20 protein-coding genes, 1 tRNA gene and 1 pseudogene are annotated in these 18,992 nt (G+C 64.1%); 10 read left to right on the top strand and 12 right to left on the bottom strand.

The annotated features are described in order from the left end of the window. The first annotated feature begins 37 nt into the window (after window positions 1–37). The 6 genes from HG262_RS24780 (at window position 38) to HG262_RS24755 (ending at window position 5,052) form a co-directional block, all read left to right on the top strand. A complete protein-coding gene (locus HG262_RS24780; RefSeq protein ID WP_169273533.1) occupies window positions 38–751 on the top strand; it encodes an ABC transporter permease subunit in 714 nt (237 codons plus the stop codon). Beyond that, window positions 741–1,430 carry an ABC transporter permease subunit gene (locus tag HG262_RS24775; RefSeq protein ID WP_169273532.1) on the top strand — a complete coding sequence of 230 codons (690 nt, stop codon included), beginning with the start codon at window positions 741–743 and terminating at the stop codon, window positions 1,428–1,430. Before HG262_RS24780 ends, HG262_RS24775 begins: the two co-directional genes overlap by 11 nt. Window positions 1,431–1,467: 37 nt before the next feature. Then, window positions 1,468–2,253, top strand: coding sequence for an amino acid ABC transporter ATP-binding protein (locus tag HG262_RS24770; protein ID WP_088589341.1), 786 nt, complete (start codon window positions 1,468–1,470; stop codon window positions 2,251–2,253). 25 nt (window positions 2,254–2,278) lie between these two features. Continuing rightward, window positions 2,279–3,304: a polyamine ABC transporter substrate-binding protein gene (locus HG262_RS24765; protein WP_169273531.1), complete on the top strand. Its 1,026-nt coding sequence runs from the start codon at window positions 2,279–2,281 to the stop codon at window positions 3,302–3,304. 70 nt (window positions 3,305–3,374) lie between these two features. Next, a complete protein-coding gene (locus HG262_RS24760; protein WP_169273530.1) occupies window positions 3,375–4,229 on the top strand; it encodes an ABC transporter permease in 855 nt (284 codons plus the stop codon). Between the two features lies 1 nt (window position 4,230). Beyond that, window positions 4,231–5,052, top strand: coding sequence for an ABC transporter permease (locus HG262_RS24755; RefSeq protein ID WP_169273529.1), 822 nt, complete (start codon window positions 4,231–4,233; stop codon window positions 5,050–5,052). A gap of 354 nt (window positions 5,053–5,406) precedes the next feature. Here HG262_RS24755 and HG262_RS24750 read toward each other — a convergent pair whose 3' ends face one another. From HG262_RS24750 to HG262_RS24730, 5 genes are all read right to left on the bottom strand, one after another. Beyond that, window positions 5,407–6,366 (bottom strand): glyoxylate/hydroxypyruvate reductase A, encoded by a 960-nt coding sequence (locus tag HG262_RS24750; RefSeq protein ID WP_169273528.1) that lies wholly within the window; start codon window positions 6,364–6,366, stop codon window positions 5,407–5,409. Between the two features lie 12 nt (window positions 6,367–6,378). Further along, window positions 6,379–6,849 carry a type II 3-dehydroquinate dehydratase gene (locus HG262_RS24745; RefSeq protein ID WP_169273527.1) on the bottom strand — a complete coding sequence of 157 codons (471 nt, stop codon included), beginning with the start codon at window positions 6,847–6,849 and terminating at the stop codon, window positions 6,379–6,381. Window positions 6,850–6,859: 10 nt separating this feature from the next. Continuing rightward, window positions 6,860–7,474 carry a glutathione S-transferase gene (locus tag HG262_RS24740; RefSeq protein WP_169273526.1) on the bottom strand — a complete coding sequence of 205 codons (615 nt, stop codon included), beginning with the start codon at window positions 7,472–7,474 and terminating at the stop codon, window positions 6,860–6,862. Between the two features lie 15 nt (window positions 7,475–7,489). After that, window positions 7,490–8,488: an NAD(P)H-quinone oxidoreductase gene (locus HG262_RS24735; protein WP_169273525.1), complete on the bottom strand. Its 999-nt coding sequence runs from the start codon at window positions 8,486–8,488 to the stop codon at window positions 7,490–7,492. 84 nt (window positions 8,489–8,572) lie between these two features. After that, window positions 8,573–9,694, bottom strand: a complete 1,122-nt coding sequence (locus HG262_RS24730) for an ABC transporter ATP-binding protein (protein WP_169273524.1) — start codon at window positions 9,692–9,694, stop codon at window positions 8,573–8,575. On the opposite strand from HG262_RS24730, the gene HG262_RS24725 reads away from it, so the two are divergent. Both HG262_RS24725 and HG262_RS24720 read left to right on the top strand, forming a co-directional pair. After that, window positions 9,693–10,013, top strand: a complete 321-nt coding sequence (locus HG262_RS24725) for a hypothetical protein (RefSeq protein WP_169273523.1) — start codon at window positions 9,693–9,695, stop codon at window positions 10,011–10,013. The two genes, HG262_RS24730 and HG262_RS24725, sit on opposite strands and share 2 nt — an antisense overlap. A 90-nt stretch (window positions 10,014–10,103) precedes the next feature. After that, a complete protein-coding gene (locus HG262_RS24720) occupies window positions 10,104–11,354 on the top strand; it encodes an NAD(P)/FAD-dependent oxidoreductase (protein ID WP_169273522.1) in 1,251 nt (416 codons plus the stop codon). A gap of 131 nt (window positions 11,355–11,485) precedes the next feature. Here the strand turns inward: HG262_RS24720 and HG262_RS24715 are convergent. From HG262_RS24715 to HG262_RS24685, 7 genes are all read right to left on the bottom strand, one after another. Beyond that, window positions 11,486–11,562 (bottom strand) — tRNA-Arg (locus tag HG262_RS24715). Window positions 11,563–11,644: 82 nt separating this feature from the next. Then, window positions 11,645–12,229 (bottom strand): XRE family transcriptional regulator, encoded by a 585-nt coding sequence (locus HG262_RS24710; protein WP_169273521.1) that lies wholly within the window; start codon window positions 12,227–12,229, stop codon window positions 11,645–11,647. A gap of 13 nt (window positions 12,230–12,242) precedes the next feature. Next, a complete protein-coding gene (locus HG262_RS24705) occupies window positions 12,243–13,535 on the bottom strand; it encodes an FAD-binding oxidoreductase (RefSeq protein WP_169273520.1) in 1,293 nt (430 codons plus the stop codon). Window positions 13,536–13,551: 16 nt separating this feature from the next. Beyond that, the gene (locus HG262_RS24700) at window positions 13,552–14,241 is read right to left on the bottom strand and encodes an amino acid ABC transporter permease (protein WP_169273519.1); all 690 of its coding nucleotides are present in this window, start codon (window positions 14,239–14,241) and stop codon (window positions 13,552–13,554) included. A 2-nt stretch (window positions 14,242–14,243) separates the two neighbouring features. Next, the gene (locus HG262_RS24695) at window positions 14,244–14,936 is read right to left on the bottom strand and encodes an amino acid ABC transporter permease (RefSeq protein ID WP_006221999.1); all 693 of its coding nucleotides are present in this window, start codon (window positions 14,934–14,936) and stop codon (window positions 14,244–14,246) included. A 71-nt stretch (window positions 14,937–15,007) separates the two neighbouring features. After that, the gene (locus tag HG262_RS24690; protein WP_105557365.1) at window positions 15,008–15,799 is read right to left on the bottom strand and encodes an ABC transporter substrate-binding protein; all 792 of its coding nucleotides are present in this window, start codon (window positions 15,797–15,799) and stop codon (window positions 15,008–15,010) included. A 105-nt stretch (window positions 15,800–15,904) separates the two neighbouring features. Continuing rightward, complete coding sequence (locus HG262_RS24685) at window positions 15,905–16,654, bottom strand: amino acid ABC transporter ATP-binding protein (RefSeq protein ID WP_169273518.1); 750 nt, start codon at window positions 16,652–16,654, stop codon at window positions 15,905–15,907. A 195-nt stretch (window positions 16,655–16,849) separates the two neighbouring features. On the opposite strand from HG262_RS24685, the gene HG262_RS24680 reads away from it, so the two are divergent. Further along, window positions 16,850–18,352, top strand: a complete 1,503-nt coding sequence (locus tag HG262_RS24680; protein ID WP_169273517.1) for an aldehyde dehydrogenase family protein — start codon at window positions 16,850–16,852, stop codon at window positions 18,350–18,352. 201 nt (window positions 18,353–18,553) lie between these two features. Further along, a pseudogene (locus tag HG262_RS24675) lies at window positions 18,554–18,992 on the top strand (phospholipase); the annotation flags it as partial.

Here is an 18,992-nt window from a genome sequence, read left to right as displayed (position 1 = left end):
GGCGCCTTTCAATGTGAACAGGCTATAGGAATACCTCATGCCTTCGATGGGTTTCGTGCAGCAACTCGCGACCGGCGCAATGATGACGATCCAGGTCGCCGTCTGTGCCTATCTGCTGGCGCTGGCGATCGGGACATTCTTTGCCCTGATCACGCTACGGCCGACATGGCTCGCCAGGATCATCTGGATCCCGTATGCCTCCATTTTCACCGGCGTGCCTTCGCTGCTGGTGGGATTCCTGTTCTATTACGGCGGCTCGCAGATTGTCGCCGGCCTGCTCTCGCCGTTCGGCATCGGCCAACGTATCGAGATCACGCCTTTCATGGCGGCGGTAGCGGCGCTCGGCATGGTGTACGGCGCCTACCTGGCCGACCTGATACGCAGCGCGATCCAGAACGTGCCTCACGGACAGTTCGAGGCCGCGCGCGTGCTGCTGGTGCCGCGCAGCGCCATTTGGCTGAAGGTCATTCTGCCGCAGATGTTGCGCCTGGCCCTGCCCGGCATGACCAATATGTGGATCGTCGTCCTCAAGGACACCGCGTTGATTTCGTTGATCGGCCTGAAGGAAATCATGGCCTACGCCAAGCTCGCCTCCGGCGTAACCAAGGAACCCTTCGTCTACTACCTGCTGGCGGCGTTCTTCTTCCTTCTGATGACCTGGCTGACCTACTACGTGGCCCGCCGCGTTGAAACGTGGGCCGCCCGCGGCTTCCATCCCGTCGTGACCCGGGGAGCATCTCATGCACTTTGATTTCCAGGTGGCCTGGGAGAGCCTGCCCAAACTGCTGGCCGGCGCCGGCACGACATTCGCCGTACTGCTGCCGGTGCTGGTCATCGGCCTGCTGCTGGCGCTGCCAGTTGCCCTGGCAAGCTTCCGGCCGGGCGCGCGCGCCGTCTTCGCCAGCAGCTATATCGGCTTCTTCCGCGGCGTGCCCAGCTTGGTGCTGCTGTATCTGATCTATAGCGGACTGCCGCAGTTCTCTTTCGTGCGCGATACCTTCCTGTGGAACGTCTTCTCCAGCGCCTATGTCTGCGCCTGGCTGGGCTTGGCGTTGACCCACTCGGGCTTCATGGCGGAGATCATCCGCGGTGGCCTTGCGGCAATTCCGAAGGGCACGATCGAGGCCGCGCAGACGCTGGGCCTGAAGCCCGTGCAAATCCTGTTCCGGCTGCGGCTCCCGCTGGTCGCGCGCTATGTGCTGCGCGCCTACCAGAACGAGTTGCTGATCATGGTCAAAAGCACGGCGGCCGTCAGCGCCATCACGCTGGTCGACCTGACAGCCGCCGCCAATACCGTGTTCGACTACACCTATGACCCGTTTACGCCCCTGATCACGGCGGCGGCCATCTATTGGTGCATTACCAACAGCATACGTCTTGGATTCTCGATCGCGGATCGCAGATTGAACCGCTATCTCGTCAGAGTCTGAACCGCCCGGCCGACCGTCCACCAGAGCGCGAACCATCATGACTGCCATCCTGTCCAGCATCACGCCGCCGTTGTCCTCCGTCCGTTCAGAATGCGCGCCCGCGGTATCCATCTCGGGATTGAACAAGTTCTACGGGTCGTTCCACGCGCTGCGGGATATCCACCTTGAAGTATCCAGCGGCGAAATCGTCATCCTGTGCGGCCCGTCCGGATCCGGCAAGTCGTCGCTTATCCGTTGCATCAACCATCTGGAACAGCACGACTCGGGCGATATCCACGTCAATGGCACCGCACTGACCCGGCGCCCGGAGAGCGTAGAACAAGTCCGGCGCCAGCTGGGCATGGTGTTCCAGAGCTTCAATCTCTTTCCGCACATGACGGTGCTGGAAAACTGCACCTTCGCGCTGAAGATCGCCTTGAAGACGCCGGCCGCCGAGGCCGAGCAGACGGCGCGGGAGTACCTCGCCAAGGTCAATGTGATCGAACAGGCCGGCAAGTATCCGATCCAGCTTTCCGGCGGGCAGCAGCAACGCGTGGCCATCGCGCGCGCGCTCTGCCTGCGGCCGCGCATCATGCTTTTCGACGAACCAACGTCAGCGCTGGATCCGGAATCGGTCGGTTCCGTGCTGCGCATCATGGAAGACCTGGCCCAGACCGGCATCACCATGATCTGCGTCACCCACGAGATCGGCTTCGCCCGCAGGGTGGCCGATCGCTGTGTGTTCATGGAGTGCGGCGAAATCATCGAGACCGCGCCCGCCGAACAGTTCTTTGCCTCGCCCAGGAGCGAGCGCCTGAAGCATTTCCTGGAACAGGTTCTGTAGCCAACAACATAGACAAGGGGTTGTCATGATCAAGAAACTTATTTGCGCGGGCATGCTTGCCGGCGCGGCCTTAGCCAGCACGGCGCATGCGCAGGATGCCCTGGTGGTGAGCACCTGGGGCGGCAGCTTCCGGGACCTTATCGATGAGACCATCTCCAAGGAGTTCACGCGGCAGACGGGGGTGCCGGTGAAGTACATCACAGGCGGCACCATCGACCGCCTGAACAAGGCCAAGCTGGCCACCAAACCGGAAAGCGACATCACGTTCACCACATCGCACATCGGCTGGCTCTACGTCAATGGCGGGCTGTACGAAAAGCTGGACTTAAGCAAAATCCCCAATTACTCGCACCTGGTGGATCGCGCCAAGATCAGCCCATACCATATCGGCAGCTGGGCGTACGTGTACACCATCGGTTACCGCCCCGACCTGGTTCCCGCCGGCATCACCTTCAACAGCTGGAACGATCTCTGGAACCCGGCGCTGAAAGGCAAGCTGTCCGCGCCCGATTTCGACCCCAGCCATATCATCGACGTTTCGGCTTTGCTCTCGGGCGGCGACGCAAGCAGCTGGGAAAAAGGCCAGGAAAAACTCAAGGCCCTGAAGCCCAATTTCAAGGCTTTCTACACCAACGATGCCAACAGCCAGCAACTGATCGCCGCCGGCGAGACGCCCGTGCAGATTGTGCTGTCCATGAACGCCTACTACATGATCGGCCAAGGCGTGCCGATCAAGGTGGCCATGCCCAAGGAAGGCGCGGTGTTGGGGGTGGACACCATGGCTATCATGAAAGGCAGCACCAAGATCGACCTGGCGCACAAGTTCATGAACATCGCGCTGTCGCCGGAGGTGCAGGCCAAGATCGTGGCCGCCAAGAAGGCCAGCCCCGTCATCGACGACGCCAAGGTCTCGCCCGAAGACGCCGCGCTGCCGGGCGTCTTCACGACCAAGCAGCAATGGGATACCCAGGCCATCGTCATCGACGACAAGCTGCGCGCCGAAAAGACCGCCGAGTGGCGCAAGTGGTTTACCGAGAACATCATGAACTGATTGCCGATGCCGCAGCCCCATGGGTCGCGGCGTCGCCACGCTTTCACCGTACACGAAGGATGGGTCCACCATGGATGCGCGTTCCACCCTGCGGGGATGGCTGATATCCCCGGCCAGCTTCATCGCGCTGTGCATCTGCGTCGCCATGGCGGCCGTGCTGCAGTACAGCTTGCGCACTTTCATTCCCGGTTCGCTGGATGTCGGCGGCCTGACGCTCTCGAACTTCTCGGGCATGGGCAAGCAGATCTACGTCGATGCCTTTGTCAACACCTTGCGCCTGAGCGTGGAAACCACGGTTTTCTCCTTGCTCGTCGCGTACCCTTTGGCGTATGCCCTGGTCAGGGTGCGAAACCGCTACATCAAGTCTTTCATCCTGATCGTCTCCATCACGCCGCTCTTCCTGGGCGAAATCGTGCGCACCTATTCCTGGATCATCGTGCTGGGCAGCACGGGCTTCATCAATTCGATGCTGCTCAAGCTGGGCCTGATCGATACGCCGCTTGCGCTGATGTTCAGCCATCTTGGCGTACTGGTGGCGCTGGTGCACGTCACCGTCCCGGTGGTCGTGCTGATGCTGGCTACCGCCATCTCGCACATCGACCGCGATTACGAGAAGGCCGCCGAAAGCCTGGGCGCAGGGCCGGTGCGAACTTTCCTGACCATCACGCTTCCGTTGTCGATGCCGGGCATTCTGGCCAGCATCACGACCTCGTTCGCCTGGACATTCAGCGCCTTCGCCACGCCGCAAATGATCGGCGGCGGCCGTGTCCCGACGGTTTCCACACTGGTCTACCAACTGGGATTCTCGTCGATGAACTTTCCCCTGGCGGCCAGCCTGAGCGTCATGGGCCTGGGCCTGACGGCGATCTCGCTGATGCTGCTCGGTCGCGTCACGCGCCGTCTCAAGGCCATTGGAGGACACTGACATGGGTCTCCGTAAATCCCTGCCCCTGTGGCTGCGTATCGGCGCGCCCGTGCTGATCGGGCTCATCCTGGCCTTCGTGCTGCTGCCCGTGGTGGTGGTGGTGCTGGCTTCTTTCAATGAGAAAGCCTTGCTCACGTTTCCGCCGCAGGCCTGGTCCTGGCGCTGGTTCGAGCGAGTTTTCACCTATTCCGACTTCCGTGACGGCTTTCGCGCCAGCATGGTGGTGACGTTCTGGTCGTCGTTGCTGGCGCTGGTCATCGGCACCGGCCTGGCGATCGCGGTCAAGCGCATGGCGTTTCCCGGCAAGAATATCCTGCAGGCCATTCTGCTTTCGCCACTGGTGATCCCGCACTTCACGGTGGGACTGGGCCTGTTGATCCTGGTGGCCCAGCTGAACATCGATCGTGGCTACGGCATCGTGATCCTGTGCCACGTCATCCTCGTCCTGCCTTTCGTGCTGCGCAGCGTCTATGTCTCGATGGAGAACCTGGACGAACGCCTGGAGCAAAGCGCCGCCAGCCTGGGAGCGTCGCCGGTGCGGGTTCTGTTCACGATCACCGTGCCCCTGCTGACGCCCGGCTTGTTTGGCGGCTGGCTGTTCGCGGCCATCATGTCATTCAGCGAATTCACCGCGTCGCTGTTCGTGACCACTCAAAGCACGCAGACCCTACCCGTGACGATGTACAACTATGTGCGTGAGTTTGCCGACCCGACCCTGGCCGCGTTGTCGGTGGTGTATATCGTGGTGACGGCCAGCCTGCTGATCTTCGCCAACCGCTTCCTCGGGCTGGGCAGGATTCTGAATATCGAGGACAACCGCTAGAGAATTTTTGGGTGGAATGTGGAAGTTTGATTTTGTGACGCCAGGTTCGTTCTTGAGCCACCGGAGTCCGGACTGCGGGATTCCGATGCTCGGCCCGGTGGTCCTGCGCTTCGGATCCCTCCGCCCGGCCCCCGGCTCACGGCATCTGCCCACGAGCGAGTTCAAGGCCACCGGCATCTACCTATGAACGGGTTTCAAAACCCTCGCATTGGGCGGCTGTAAGGCGAGGCCCCCGGAGCCATCCGAAGCGCAGCCCCCAGTGGGGCGAGCATCGGAATGGCGCAGGGCAGCCTCGGCGGGTTCAGAACCCTGACATCCGCAAGCTCTAACATCCGAGCGAGCCCGCTGAGCCCTTCAATAGCCGCGCGCCGGATCGACGCGGTTGGCGGGCTCCAGGCCCTGGCTGACTCGCAGTACGTTGTCGGCGATCTGTCCGGCGGCCGATGCCGGAATGGCCACCGAAGCCAGGTGCGGTGTAATGAGCACGTTGTCCATTCCCCAGAGCGGGTCCCCAGGCGGCAAGGGCTCGCGCTCGAAGACGTCCAGCGTCGCGCCGCCCAGATGGCCGCTGCGCAGCAGGTCGGTCAGGGCGGCCTGATCCACCAGCGCGCCCCGGGCCACATTGATCAAGGCCGCGCCGCGCGGCAGGCGCTGCAGACGGTCACGGTCCAACAGGCCGCGCGTCTGCGGCGTAAGCGGAAGCATCACCACCAGGATGTCGGCGCGCGACAGGACGGTATCCAGCGACGCCATGCCAGCGTGGCACTCAATGCCTTCGATGTTGCGCGGACTGCGCGACCAGCCCAGCACGTTCAGCCCCTGGCGGGACAGTTCCCGCGCCGCATAGGCGCCCAGTTCTCCCAGGCCCAACACCGCCACGCGCACGGCCTCAGGCGAGCGGGGATGGCGATAGGCCCATTCGCCCCGCCGCTGCGCCGCTTCAAAATAGGGAATGTCACGCGCATACCGCAGGGCGGCGAACAGCACATAGCCGGCCATCATGCGCGCCATATTGGGATCGGTGAGGCGCGTGATGGGTACCTCGGCGGGCAGGTCTTCGCGACCGACAATCGAATCCACCCCCGCCCCCAGATTCACGATGAGGCGCAGGTTCTTCATGCGGTCGAAGAACTTCTGCGGTGCCTTCCAGACCAACGCGTAGTGGATGTCGGCCGGATCGTGCGCGTCGTTGCCGTGCACCACGCGCAAGTCCGGCAGGCGCGCCTGCATGGCATCGCGCCAGGCCGTGTAGTCGTCGAAATCGCTATAGAAGATCATTGCACCCGACACGGCGGGGCGGGAGGATGCGGGCATGGTCGGTCTACCTCAGGTGCCGCGGTTGATCAGGCGGGACATGGCCTCGATGGCAAGCTCGTAGCCATCGCCGCCCAGCCCCGCGATGACACCATCCGCGGCCTTGGAAATGTAGGAATGATGGCGGAAGGCTTCCCGCCGCCAGATGTTGCTCATATGGACTTCGATGATCCTGCCCGGAAAGGATAGCAAAGCATCGAGGATGGGCACCGACGAATAGGTCAGGCCAGCCGCGTTGATGATGACGCCCTGAGCGGTGCCACGGGCTTCCTGGATCCAGTCGACCAGCTGGCCTTCATGGTTGGACTGCACGAAGTTCAACTGGATACCCAGCGAGGCGGCCTTGCTTTCGCAGCGCTGCTGCAACACGGGAAAACTGTCGGAGCCATAGGTCTTATTGGCATCCAGTCCGTAGAGATTGGCGTTCGGCCCGTTCAGAAACCAGACCGTGGAAGATGTTGGGGTTGCGCTCGGCGTCGTCATGGAGGCAGTCTCAGGCGTCATGGGGAAGGGTCGCCTGCATCGCAGGCAATGCGTTGAACACGGAGAACCACGCCGCGGTGCGCGGATGCGCGGTGCGCCAGTCCAATTCGGGAAAGCGGAAATCCAGATAACCCAGGGCGCAGGCCAGGGTCAGGTCGCCGATGCTCGGATGCGCTCGCGGCAGGTCGTCTGCCTGCGACTCGATGTCCGCCAGGCAGGCCTGGACTTTGACAAGCTGCGCCTCGCGCCATTGGGGCCACTGGATTTCGGCCGGCCGGGCCGTGTGCTCATAGCGCGCCAGCAGGGCGGCATCCAGCAGGCCGTCGCCCAGCGCCTGGCGGGTCAATGCGACCCAGCGGGCCGGACCCGTCGGAAACAACTGCGTATCGCCGGCAGCTTCGGCCAGGTATTCGCAGATCACGCGGCTGTCATAGAGCGCCCTGCCGTCCGGCAAGATCAGGGTGGGTACCTTGGCCAGCGGATTGTGGGCGGCGATGCGCGTATCGCGATTGACCGGATGCGCGGCGCTGGCCAGCCATTCGATCCGTCCGGCCTGGCCGGTCAAATGCGCGCAAACCATTACCTTGCGCACGAAGGGAGAGGTCGGGGCGTAGAGAAGTTTCAATCCATTCTCCGATTGTCAGGGGGTGAGGACCAGCTTGCCGAACACCTTGCCGCTTTCCAGTAACTGATGCGCGCGCACGGCGTCGGCCAGGGGCAGGCTTTGTGCCATCCTGGGCCTGATGCGGCCCGTGGCGACCAACGGCAGCACATGGCGCCTGAGCGCGGCCGCCATTCGGGCCTTCTCCGCGTCGGCCTGCGGGCGCATGGTCGAAGAATGGAGACTCAACTGCTTCTGCATCAGGGTCAGCAGTTCGAGGTTGATGGCGGACCCCTGCAGGAAGGAAAGGCTGACGTGGCGCCCGCCAAAGGCCAGCGCCTGCAGATTGCGCCGCACATAATCGCCACCGACGATATCCAGCACGACATCCACCCCCCGGCCCTGGGTGAGGGTCGCGCAGGCTTCGACAAAATCCGTGTCATGAAAGCAGATCACCTCGGCGGCGCCGAGTTCGCGCAAGGCGTCGAAGCGGTCGCGGTCGCCGTCCGTGACGATGACCCGCGCGCCAGCGGCATGCGCCATCTGGATGGCCAGCGTGCCGATGCCCCCGCCGCCGCCATGGATCAGCACCGTCTCGCCCATGCGCAGGCGGCCCAGCTCGAACAGGTTGTGCCAGACGGTGAACAGGCCTTCCGGCAGGGCGCTCGCCTGCGCGTCTTCCAGCTCATCAGGCACGGCCAGGGAATGATCCACGCGCGCCACGCACCACGGCGCATAGCCACCGCCCGCAAGCAGGCTCATGAGACGTTGCCCAAGCAAAGACGCCGGCACGCCGGGACCGCAGGCGGCCACTTCGCCGCATGCCTCCAGGCCCAGCACGTCGGTCACACCCGGCGCCGGCTTGCTTACGCCCTGGCGCTGCATGATGTCGGGCCGGTTGATGCCCGCCGAGCGCACGCGCAGCAACACTTCTCCTGGGCCCGGCGCCGGTACCGGCCTGCCGGCCAGCGTCAACACCGTGGCGTCGCCCGGCTCGCGGGCGATGATGGCTTGCATTTCAAGGGGAATCTGGGTCATGGCACTTGTGCCTCGCGGACGAATGAAAACTCGGCGGCTGCGCAGGCGCGGCCGCCAGGAAGGGAACCTCGCGTGAAACCGGCTTCAGGACGACGCGTTGAAGACACTGACCCCGTGGCCAGGCAGCGCAAGTCCCGCCACGGCGCCCACAGGCCATTCATGGAGGCAGTTCAGGTCGAAGGTGCGCACCATCACGTGCTGGCGCCCTTCCACGGGAATGTGAACCTCCAGGTACAGATCGACGTGGTCGCCCTGAAACACGTGGTTGACGACCGTGCCGCTCACGATCGACCCGCTGTGCAGGGGTTCCAGCTTGATATGTTCCGGCCGCACATAGAGATCAAGCCGGTGGCCCTCGTGCGAGCCGCCCACCAGGCGCTGCCGGGGGATATGCGTCAGCCCCGCCCCCAGGCGCAGCTGGATGGTTTCCGCGCTGGAGCCGTGATAGTGCGCGGGCAGGATGTTGACATCACCCAGGAACGACGCCACGAACGGATCCTGCGGATTGCGGTAGAGCTCGTCCGGCGTGGCGACCTGTCGGATCACACCCTGGTTCATCACGGCGATGCGATCCGACATGCTGAGGGCTTCGCCCTGGTCATGCGTGACGAAGATCGTCGTCACGCCCAGCCTGCGCTGGATGTCGCGGATCTCCACCTGCATGGCGCCGCGCAGACTTTTGTCCAACGCCGAAAATGGTTCGTCAAGCAACAACACCTTGGGGCGGATCACCAGGGCCCGCGCCAGTGCCACGCGCTGCTGCTGGCCGCCCGATAGCTCGCGCGGCTTGCGCTCGCCCAGCCCTTCCAGCTTTACCAGGGCCATAGCTTCACGCACCCGCTGCTCGATCTCGGCGGCCGGCACGCGCCGCATCCGCAGGCCATACGCGATATTGCGTTCGACGGTCATGTGCGGGAACAGCGCATAGTTCTGGAACACGATGCCGATCTGGCGCTGATACGGCGGCAGAGCCGTGACTGGCGTGTCGTCGATGAATATCTCGCCGTCATCCGCATCGGCAAAGCCCGCGATCAGGTTCAGCAGGGTGGTCTTGCCGCAGCCCGATGGGCCCAGCAGCGTCAGGAATTCCCCGCGCTCGATCTTCAGGGATACCTGCTGGAGCACCGCGTGACCGCGGTATTTCTTGACCACTCCCTCCAGGCAGACCGCGCTGGAGCTATCGGAGGTAAAGGGAAGATTCGGCATGGCTGCTGCACTCACGGAGTTCAGTCTCCCGGCGCGAAAATTCCGGGAAAAACAGGCGGTGGCCGCATGGCACGCAAGGCTGCGACGCCAGCGTTCTGGTGCAGTCAAGAATACGGTAAAGCCCTATTTCCAGTGCGTTGCCGATGCTGATGGGGGCCATCGGAAAAAAGAAATCACGACGATCGCACGCGCGGCGGCGCGCGCCGCCCGGCAAGACCGGCACCTTTGCTTTTTCCTAAGTCAGCCGTCCGAAAAACGAAGTTATCAACTCGGGCCTTCGGGGTCACACTGCATGCCAATCGTTCAGCGCGCACCGTGATCGTGCACGCGGTTCGCCGGCCTTCTTTTCCTTGATCGTCGTGTCAGCCTCGAGACGCACCAGGGTCTCGGTATTCCTTAGGATCTTCAAATGTCAATTGAAAAAACCAATACGCTGGTGATCGGCGCCGGCCAGGCCGGCATCGCAATGAGCGAGCACCTCGGCGCCATGGGGATTGCGCATATCGTGCTTGAACGCAAGCGGATCGCCGAGCGCTGGCGTTCCGAACGCTGGGACTCGCTGGTGGCCAACGGCCCCGCCTGGCACGACCGCTTTCCCGGGTTGAAGTTCGATGACGTCGGACCCGATGTCTTTCCGCCGAAAGAGCGCATGGCTCAGTACTTTGAGGACTACGCCAGGATGCTCAATGCACCGGTGCGGACCGGCGTCGAAGTCCGGCGCGTCCAGCGCAATGACAAGCGTCCGGGCTTCACCGTCACGACCTCCGAAGGCATCATCGAAGCCCTGCATGTGGTCGCCGCGACCGGCCCCTTCCAGGTTCCCACCTACCCGAACATCGTGCCGGAAAACAGCGGCATCCAGCAACTGCATTCCTCGGCCTACAAGAATCCGGGCCAATTGGCCGACGGCGCCGTGCTTGTCGTCGGCGCGGGAGCCTCCGGCTCGCAGATCGCCGAAGAGCTTCGCCAGGCAGGCCGCACCGTCTACCTGTCGGTGGGCGAACACTACCGGCCGCCCCGCTCCTACCGCGGACGGGATTACTGCTGGTGGCTCGGGGCGCTGGGAATGTGGGATGAAGTGAAGAAAAAGCCAAAGCGCGAACACGTCGCCTTTGCCGTGAGCGGCTATGAAAACGGCAAGACCGTCGACTTCCGGCGCCTTGCCCACGACGGCATCCAGCTCGTCGGCATCACCACTTCGTACGAAAACGGCGTGCTGCGCTTCGCCGACAACCTCGCCCGCGACGTCGCCCAGGGCGATGCCGACTACTTCGAAGTCCTGCGCGAAGCCGACACCTATATCGAGCAGAACGGCCTGGACCTGCCACCCGAGCCCGATGCCTGGAAACTGCTGCCCGACCCGGAATGCCTTGCCTACCCCATCCTCAGCCTGAACCTGGCCGAGGCCGGCATCAAGACCATCCTGTGGGCGACGGGCTTCAAAGTCGATTTCAGCTGGATCGACGTCGATACCTTTGACGAGAAGGGCTACCCCATCCACAAGCGCGGCATCTCCGTCGAGAAAGGCATCTACTTCCTCGGCCTGCCCAACCTGACCAACCGCAGTTCGTCCTTTATCTGGGGCGTCTGGCACGACGCCCGCTACATCGCCGACCATATCGGCATCCATCTGGACTACTTGGCGTACAAGAAGGAGTGACGGACGACGACAGGCGACTGGTGAAAGGGGCTACGGCGACGGAGTGAAGTTCTAATGCAGGCATTTCTATTAATAATTAGCCTGTTCGCGAACCTGCGTCGCCCGTAACGCCCTGTATTTGCTAGAGATTCTGGCGCGGCAGGAGGGGCTCGAACCCCCGACCCCGGGCTTAGAAGGCCCGTGCTCTATCCAGCTGAGCTACTGCCGCGCAGTTTGTTGACGTCCCGGAAGATGTCCGGGCGCCGCATTTTACCTTGTTGCGGGAAAAGGTGGGCGAGCGCAGGCCTGCCCTACTCTTCTTCGATATCCGCGTGCGTGGACACCCAGAGCACGATCGCGTCGTCTTCGCTCAGGCTGATCACCCGGTGCCCCATGCGGCTGTCTATATAGAAGCTCTCGCCCGCCTTCAGCCGGGCCGGTTCGTAGAACTCGGTGTACAGCTGCACCTCGCCTTCCAGCACATAGACGAATTCTTCGCCGCCGTGGCGGCTCCAGTCCTGGAATTCGTCGAAGGCGCGCGCTTTGACGCGGGTGTGGAACGGCATCATGCGCTTGTGCGACAGCGCGGTGCAAAGCAGCCGGTGGTCGTAATACGGCGTTTCGTATTGGCGCCCCTCGCCCTGGCGGCTGAGGCTGCGGCGGCCGGTACCCATGTGGGCGTCGGACGCAGTGAAGAGTTCGGCCACGTCCAGGTCCAGGCCCGCGGCGATCTTGATCAGGTTGTCATAGGTAGGCGACAGCAGGCTGTTTTCGATCTTGGACAGCGTGGACGCGGCGACGCCGGTGGCCGCCGCCGCCTGCTTCAGTGTCCAATCGCGCGCCTGGCGCAGGGCTCGCAGCCGTTGTGCCAATGCGCTCTGTTTGTTGCCTTGCATCCTGTGTACCTTGTCATGCCCGCGTCGTGCGCTCCCGCCACCAATCGCGCGCCTGGTAAGACCAATAGGTCAGTTGAACCGCCGCCGTGCCCAGCCCCCCGCCGTTCCATGCCAGCCCGAAAGGTTGGAATAGCTTGTAGCGCTGGGTGTCGCCCGTGATCCCTTCCGCGACGACACGCCCGCCGATTGAGGTGGTATTCATGCCATGCCCGCCAAACGCCGTGCAATACCAGACGTCTGGCGCCAGCAGGCCGATCTGCGGCATCAGGTGCCGGGCGTAGGCCATGCGCCCCGACCATGCGGTCTCGACGCGCAGCCCCTGCAATTGGGGGTAGACGGACAGCAATTCGCGGCGCAGGGACTCGGCCAGATCGGGCGGGTCGTCGACACGGGTGGTGATTCTACTGCCCCAGCCGATGCGGCCGCCATCCAGGACACGGTAATAGTTGCCGGCGCGGCGGTCGTCGCCGATCGCCGCCGTGCTGCGGATGGCTTCCCGCACGCGGTCGCCCAAGGGTTCGGTCAGCATGATGTAGGTGGCGATGGGCAACATGGCGCGGCGCAGCGCCGGCACGACGTCGCCCGTGTAGCCGCCGGTAGCCAGCACGACAGTGCGGGCGTCGACCTGCCCCTGCGCAGTCCGCAGATGTTTGACCCCGCCGTTCAGCGTGGCGGCGGTGACGGCGGAATCTTCGTGGATGCGCACGCCCAGCCGCGTGCATTCGCGGGCCAGGGCCCGGGCATAGTTCAACGGATGGAAGTGGAACGAGGCGGGGTCTTCGACGCCCTGGTGGTAGACATCCGACACCAGGCGTTCGCGCACCTGATTGCGGGTCAGGAAGCGCACGTCGCGGCCGAAGTCGCGACGCTGCGCGTCGCACCACTGGTTCAGCGCATCGGTGGCTTCGTAGCGCACCACGCGCAGACGTCCGTCGACCTTGTGCGCATCGGCGATGGCCAGGCTGCGGATATTGTCGCGGATGATTTCCACGCCTTCCATGGACAGCCGGTACAGCTGCCGGTAGTGGTCTTCGCTGACGTGCTTCTTGATGGCGTCGGCGCCGGCCGAAAACGCCGGCGAGACCGATCCCCCGTTGCGCCCTGACGCCCCCCATGCGATGCGCTTGCCTTCCAGCAAGGTGACGTTGCACCCACGGCGGGCCAGTTCCAGGGCGGTGGACAGCCCGGCCAGGCCGCCACCGATCACGCAGACGTCCGTGCTGGACGCGCCCGCCAGCGGCGGATAGTAGGTCGCGGTGTCTGACAGCGTGCGCTTGTAATAGGTGTCGATGTACTCGGAGGCCATGCCGGTGGGGTCCGTGTCAGTGCAGGCTTGCGCCCTGCAAACCACCCGTCAGGCGCTTTTCAAGCCAGTTGGCCAGGCGCAGCAACGGGTAGCAATAGATGAAATAGATGGCGGCAATCATGCCGTAGATAAACAGCGACTTGGCCGGAAAGGTGATGATGAACACTTCGCCTTGCCGGGTCAGTTCCGTGATGCCGACCACCGACAGGATGGCGGTGCTTTTGATCAGCATGACGTAGACGCCGCTCATCGGCTGCACGATCAGGCGCATGGCTTGCGGCAGGATGACCAGCCGCAGTATCTGCAGGGGGCGCAGACCCAGGGTCATGGCGCCTTCGGTCTGGCCGCGCGGCACGGACTGGATGGCGCCCATGACGATTTCCGCCACATAGCAGGACGTGTACACCGACAGCGACACGAAGGCCGCGGTGCCGGAATCCCAATGCAGCAGTTCGATGCCGGAGCTGGGCAGCACGAAGTAGAAGATGTAGAGCTGCACCAGGAACGGCGTGCCGCGCAGGACGTGGATGTACAGGCCCAGCAGTTGGTGGATGCCGCGGATGCGGTAGCTGCGGATCACGCCAATCACGAAACCCAGCAGCGACCCCGCGATGATGGCCACGAACGAGATCTTCAGCGTTTCCCAGAAGCCCTTCAGCAGGAAGGGCAACACGACGCCGGCGGTGGAAAGATAGGAATCCAGCATGCTTACCTCGCGTTCCAGGCCGGACCTGCCAGCCAGAGGCTGACGCCCCGGGACAACAACAGCATGACGCCGTAGATCAGCAGGTAGCCCGCAGCGATGGTCAGGAAGCTCTCGTTGGGCACGATGCGGTCGCTGTTCATCTGCACGCCGGCCGCGACCAGTTCAAACACCGTGATCAACGACAGCAGCGAGGTGTCCTTGATCAGCACGGCGGTCTGACCCAGCAGGGGCGGCAGCGTATTGACGAAGGCCTGCGGCAGCACCACATAGCGCAACCGCTGCTGATAATTCATGCCGCACGCCTTGGCGCCTTCGATCTGGCCGCGCGGGACGGATTCGATGCCTACGCGGATGATCTCGCTCATGTAGGCGGCGTGGTGCAGGGTCATCGCCAGGATGCCCAGCACCATCTCGCTCCAGCCCTTCGCCCCCGGGATCAGCATGGGCACGGCGTAATAGACCAGGTAGATCTGGACCAGCAAAGGCGTGGACCGGATGAACTGCACGTAAGCGGCCACGGGACGCCAGATAGCGGCTTTGGACGACATGTGCAGAAGCGCCAGCGGCACGCCGGCCAACACCGACAGCACCAGGCTTGCGCCCGCGGCGATCAGTGTGTTGGCCAGGCCGGTGGCGAATTGGCCCGTGTACTGGCTGACGATGCGCCAGTTGTAGTAATCGATCAGCCAGTCCATGGGCGGTCCGGTCTCCCTGTAGCGGTGCTAGAGCCTGTTGATACTAAGGAGCCTTGCGCAGGCCCGAGTGATTAATGGTCTTTCTTCCAGTCGGTGGAATACCAGTACTTCACCTGCTCGGGCAGCGTGTTGTCGGCGGTCTTCAGCGTTTGCCAGTTGTCCAGCCAGAACTTCAAGCGGAAGGCGTTCGGGCCGACGGCGAAGGCCAGCGGCTCGCGCACCATCACGCCATCCAGCACGCGGAGGTTGCCGAAGTCGACCAGGAACTGGTTGGCGGTGGACATGGACATGATGCCGGCGTCCAGGCGGCCGCTGGACAGGGCCTGGCCGACCGGGGCGCTGCCGCCCGAGAACTCTTTCATGGTGGCCTTGGGCAGCATCTTCTTGCCCACTTCGGCGTAGGTACTGGCGCCCAGCACGCCGACGTTCACGCCCGCCTTGTCCAGTTCCTCGTACGACTTGTACGGCGAATCCTTGGGCACGACCGCCACGGTTTCGGCGTAGAACATCGGCGCCGAGAACAGCACCTGGGCCGCGCGTTGCGGCGTGGGCGTCATGTCGGCGGCCACCATGTCGGCCTTGCCCGACAGCAGCGCCGGCAACAGGCCCTTCCATTCGTAGTCTTGCAGGACCAGCTTCACGCCCAGGTCGTCGGCCATGCGCTTGGCCACTTCCACCGCCAGGCCCGTGCGCTTGCCCGTCTTGTCCATGAAGCTCATCAGCGGACCGGAGGTCTGTACCGCCACCCGCAGTTCGCCGCGCTTGATGATGTCGCCCAGTTCGTCGGCTTGCGCGGGCAGCGCCACGGTGGCGGCCGCCAGGGCGACGCCGGCCACGCCCAGCCATTGCTTGATTTTCAGCATTTCAATATCCCCTAGAGGTGGATGAAACCTTGTCATTCCGGGCAAAGCACGTCGTGTTGCCGCAGGGCCGGCAGCGCCCGGATTAGCCGGACCGGCCTGCTTGGACTACAAAATCTTTTCCAGAAAGGCGCGGGTGCGCGCCTCCTTCGGGTGGCAGAACACCTCGTCGGGCGTGCCCATTTCCACAATGCGCCCCGCATCCATGAACAAGGCCCGGTCGCCGACGTCGCGCGCGAAGCCCATCTCGTGGGTCACGACCGCCATCGTCATGCCGTCCCGGGCCAGTCCGCGCATCAATTCCAGGATGCCGCCGACGGTTTCCGGGTCCAGCGCGGACGTGGCTTCGTCGAACAGCATCAATTTGGGATCCATGGCCAGCGCGCGGGCGATCGCCACCCGCTGCTGCTGGCCGCCGGACAATTGGCTGGGGTAGCGTTCGCCGAAATCACCCATCCCCACGCGGCCCAACAGGTCGCGGGCATAGCGTTCGGCGTCGGCGCGGCTACGGCCGCGGACGACCCGTTGGGGTAGCGCGACATTGTCCAGCGCAGTACGGTGTTGGAACAGGTTGAAGTGCTGGAAGACCATGCCGACTTCCGTGCGCCAGCGGTTGACGTCGGTGGCGGGGTCCGTCAGCGACACGCCGTCCACGCGGATCGTGCCGCTGTCGATGCTTTCCAGGCCGTTCAGCGTGCGCAGCAAGGTGCTCTTGCCCGAGCCGGACGGTCCGACCACCACCATGACCTCGCCCCGGTTCAGCTGGCAATCGACCCCGTCGAGCGCCCGATGCGGCGGCTGGCCGTCGCGCTGGAAGGTCTTGGTGACTGCTTGGACATCAAGTAAAGCGTCTGCCACTGATGTACCCCGAAAGAGGTTTCCGAGCCGGCCCCGGGGCCGCCTCGGGAGGGAAGCGGCGCTTAAGCCGGTTAAGAAAAAAAAGTTTCGCAATTCACACTGGAGTTTCGTATAGTAAATTTTTTTCCCGAATCGCCACATAGGCATAACCCTTAAGCGAAGACATCGGCTTCGCTGGCAATCCAAGGAACCGGCATGGACACCCCCCAAGACATCCTGCGCGCGCTCGGCCTGAACGCGGCCGCGCTTACCGGCGGCACGCTGACCGCACGCAGCCCGATCGACGGCGCCGAACTGGCCCAGGTGCATGAACACACCGTGGCGCAGGCCCATTCGGCCATCACCCGCGCCCGCCAGGCCAGCCTGGCTTGGCGCGACGTACCGGCGCCGCGCCGGGGGGAATTGATCCGCCTGCTGGGTGAAACGCTGCGCGAGAACAAGACCGCGCTAGGCCGTCTGGTCAGCCTGGAAGCCGGCAAGATCGTGGCCGAAGGCGAAGGCGAAGTGCAGGAAATGATCGACATCTGCGACTTCGCCGTCGGCCTGTCGCGCCAGTTGTACGGCCTGACCATCGCGTCCGAGCGCCCCGGCCACCGCATGATGGAAACGTGGCATCCGCTAGGGGTCATCGGCGTCATCAGCGCCTTCAACTTCCCCGTGGCCGTGTGGTCGTGGAACGCGGCGCTGGCCATCGTCTGCGGCAACGCCGTGGTCTGGAAGCCGTCCGAGAAGACGCCGTTGACCGCCCTGGCCTGCCAAGCCCTCTTCGCACAGGCCATGCAGCGTTTCGGTGATGCGCCCGCCGGCCTGTCCGAAGTCCTGATCGGCGACCGTGAAGTCGGCGAAGCGCTGGTGGATTCGCATACGGTGGCATTGGTGTCCGCCACGGGATCGACCCGCATGGGCCGCCAGGTGGGCCCGCGCGTGGCGCAACGCTTTGGCCGCGTGCTGCTGGAACTGGGCGGCAACAACGCCATCATCGTCGGCCCCACCGCCGATCTGGACATGGCCGCGCGCGGCATCGTGTTCGGCGCCATCGGCACGGCCGGCCAGCGCTGCACCACTACGCGCCGCCTGATCGTGCACGAAAGCGTGGCCGACGCGCTGGTCCAGCGCCTGCACAAGGCCTACGCCAGCGCCACCATCGGCAACCCGCTGGACAGCGGCAACCTGGTCGGCCCGCTGATCGACCGCGTGTCGTTCGACGCCATGCAGGATGCCCTGAAGGCCGCCCGCGAACAAGGCGGCAAGGTCACCGGCGGCGAACGCGTGCTGGCGGACGAATACCCCAACGCCTGGTACGTGCGCCCGGCCATCGCCGAAATGCCCGGCCAGACCGACGTGGTCTGCCACGAGACCTTCGCGCCCATCCTGTACGTGATGCGCTACCAGGAATTCGGCGATGCACTGGCGTTGCAGAACGGTGTGCCGCAAGGCCTGTCGTCGGCGATCTTCACCAATGACCTGCGGGAAGCCGAGACCTTCCTGTCGGCCTCGGGTTCCGACTGCGGCATCGCCAACGTCAACATCGGTACGTCCGGCGCCGAAATCGGCGGCGCCTTTGGTGGCGAAAAAGAAACCGGCGGCGGCCGCGAATCCGGTTCGGATGCTTGGCGCAACTACATGCGCCGCGCGACCAACACCATCAACTATTCGCGCAACCTGCCGCTGGCGCAGGGCATCAAGTTCGGCGAATAAGCCTCGCAAGGCTTGAAATACAAGGCCCCGCGCATTGTCGACAATGCGCGGGGCCTTGTTGCATCAGACCGCCCGGCGGGCATGCCGACATCCTGAGTAACACCTGTTTATTACATGCCCTACATCCGATAAGCCTGCCTTACAAACAGTTGCGGCGTGCGATGCTACATTGCCTCGTCACAAAAAAAACCATCGCACGCCATGTCCCGACGCCGTCACACTCGCTTCCCCCTTGCCCTGCGCACCCTTGCCGGCGCCCTCGCCTTGGGTGCCGCGGGTTCCGCCGCCGCTGGCGTGTCGTACCGCCTGGACCGGCCGTCCGCGGCCCCCGGCGAAACCGTCACCATCGAAGCCGTGTACTTCAACGAAGGCAGCGCGCGCGCCAACTGGGAAGCGCCGCCAGAGCTCGTGCTGCAATGGCGCAGCCAGGACGGCCAGATCGTGCGTAGCCTGGCCAAGCTGGCCGGCGACCGCGCCAGCTACAGCGTGCCGGTCAACAATTTCGCGCGCATGGCGTGGACCGCCGTCGTGCCCAGCACGGCGCGCGGCCTGCAAGCCGTCTCCATCGAAGGACAGCCTTCGATGATGGCGCTGGACGCCACCGGCCGCGAAAGCGGCACCGTCGCCAGCACGCCTGCCC

This window comes from Achromobacter sp. Bel, assembly GCF_012928505.1.
Lineage (GTDB): Bacteria > Pseudomonadota > Gammaproteobacteria > Burkholderiales > Burkholderiaceae_B > Achromobacter.
This window is presented reverse-complemented; position numbering and strand designations above follow the sequence as displayed.

Coding starts and splice junctions, on each gene's coding strand:
- HG262_RS24760 (WP_169273530.1), top strand. CDS start 3,375: ATGGATGCGCGTTCCACCCTGCGGGGATGGCTGATATCCCCGGCCAGC.
- HG262_RS24755 (WP_169273529.1), top strand. CDS start 4,231: ATGGGTCTCCGTAAATCCCTGCCCCTGTGGCTGCGTATCGGCGCGCCC.
- HG262_RS24770 (WP_088589341.1), top strand. CDS start 1,468: ATGACTGCCATCCTGTCCAGCATCACGCCGCCGTTGTCCTCCGTCCGT.
- HG262_RS24730 (WP_169273524.1), bottom strand. CDS start 9,694: ATGCCGAATCTTCCCTTTACCTCCGATAGCTCCAGCGCGGTCTGCCTG.
- HG262_RS24750 (WP_169273528.1), bottom strand. CDS start 6,366: ATGCCCGCATCCTCCCGCCCCGCCGTGTCGGGTGCAATGATCTTCTAT.
- HG262_RS24775 (WP_169273532.1), top strand. CDS start 741: ATGCACTTTGATTTCCAGGTGGCCTGGGAGAGCCTGCCCAAACTGCTG.
- HG262_RS24680 (WP_169273517.1), top strand. CDS start 16,850: ATGGACACCCCCCAAGACATCCTGCGCGCGCTCGGCCTGAACGCGGCC.
- HG262_RS24690 (WP_105557365.1), bottom strand. CDS start 15,799: ATGCTGAAAATCAAGCAATGGCTGGGCGTGGCCGGCGTCGCCCTGGCG.
- HG262_RS24700 (WP_169273519.1), bottom strand. CDS start 14,241: ATGCTGGATTCCTATCTTTCCACCGCCGGCGTCGTGTTGCCCTTCCTG.
- HG262_RS24725 (WP_169273523.1), top strand. CDS start 9,693: ATGGCTGCTGCACTCACGGAGTTCAGTCTCCCGGCGCGAAAATTCCGG.
- HG262_RS24735 (WP_169273525.1), bottom strand. CDS start 8,488: ATGACCCAGATTCCCCTTGAAATGCAAGCCATCATCGCCCGCGAGCCG.
- HG262_RS24745 (WP_169273527.1), bottom strand. CDS start 6,849: ATGACGACGCCGAGCGCAACCCCAACATCTTCCACGGTCTGGTTTCTG.
- HG262_RS24720 (WP_169273522.1), top strand. CDS start 10,104: ATGTCAATTGAAAAAACCAATACGCTGGTGATCGGCGCCGGCCAGGCC.
- HG262_RS24780 (WP_169273533.1), top strand. CDS start 38: ATGCCTTCGATGGGTTTCGTGCAGCAACTCGCGACCGGCGCAATGATG.
- HG262_RS24695 (WP_006221999.1), bottom strand. CDS start 14,936: ATGGACTGGCTGATCGATTACTACAACTGGCGCATCGTCAGCCAGTAC.
- HG262_RS24765 (WP_169273531.1), top strand. CDS start 2,279: ATGATCAAGAAACTTATTTGCGCGGGCATGCTTGCCGGCGCGGCCTTA.
- HG262_RS24710 (WP_169273521.1), bottom strand. CDS start 12,229: ATGCAAGGCAACAAACAGAGCGCATTGGCACAACGGCTGCGAGCCCTG.
- HG262_RS24705 (WP_169273520.1), bottom strand. CDS start 13,535: ATGGCCTCCGAGTACATCGACACCTATTACAAGCGCACGCTGTCAGAC.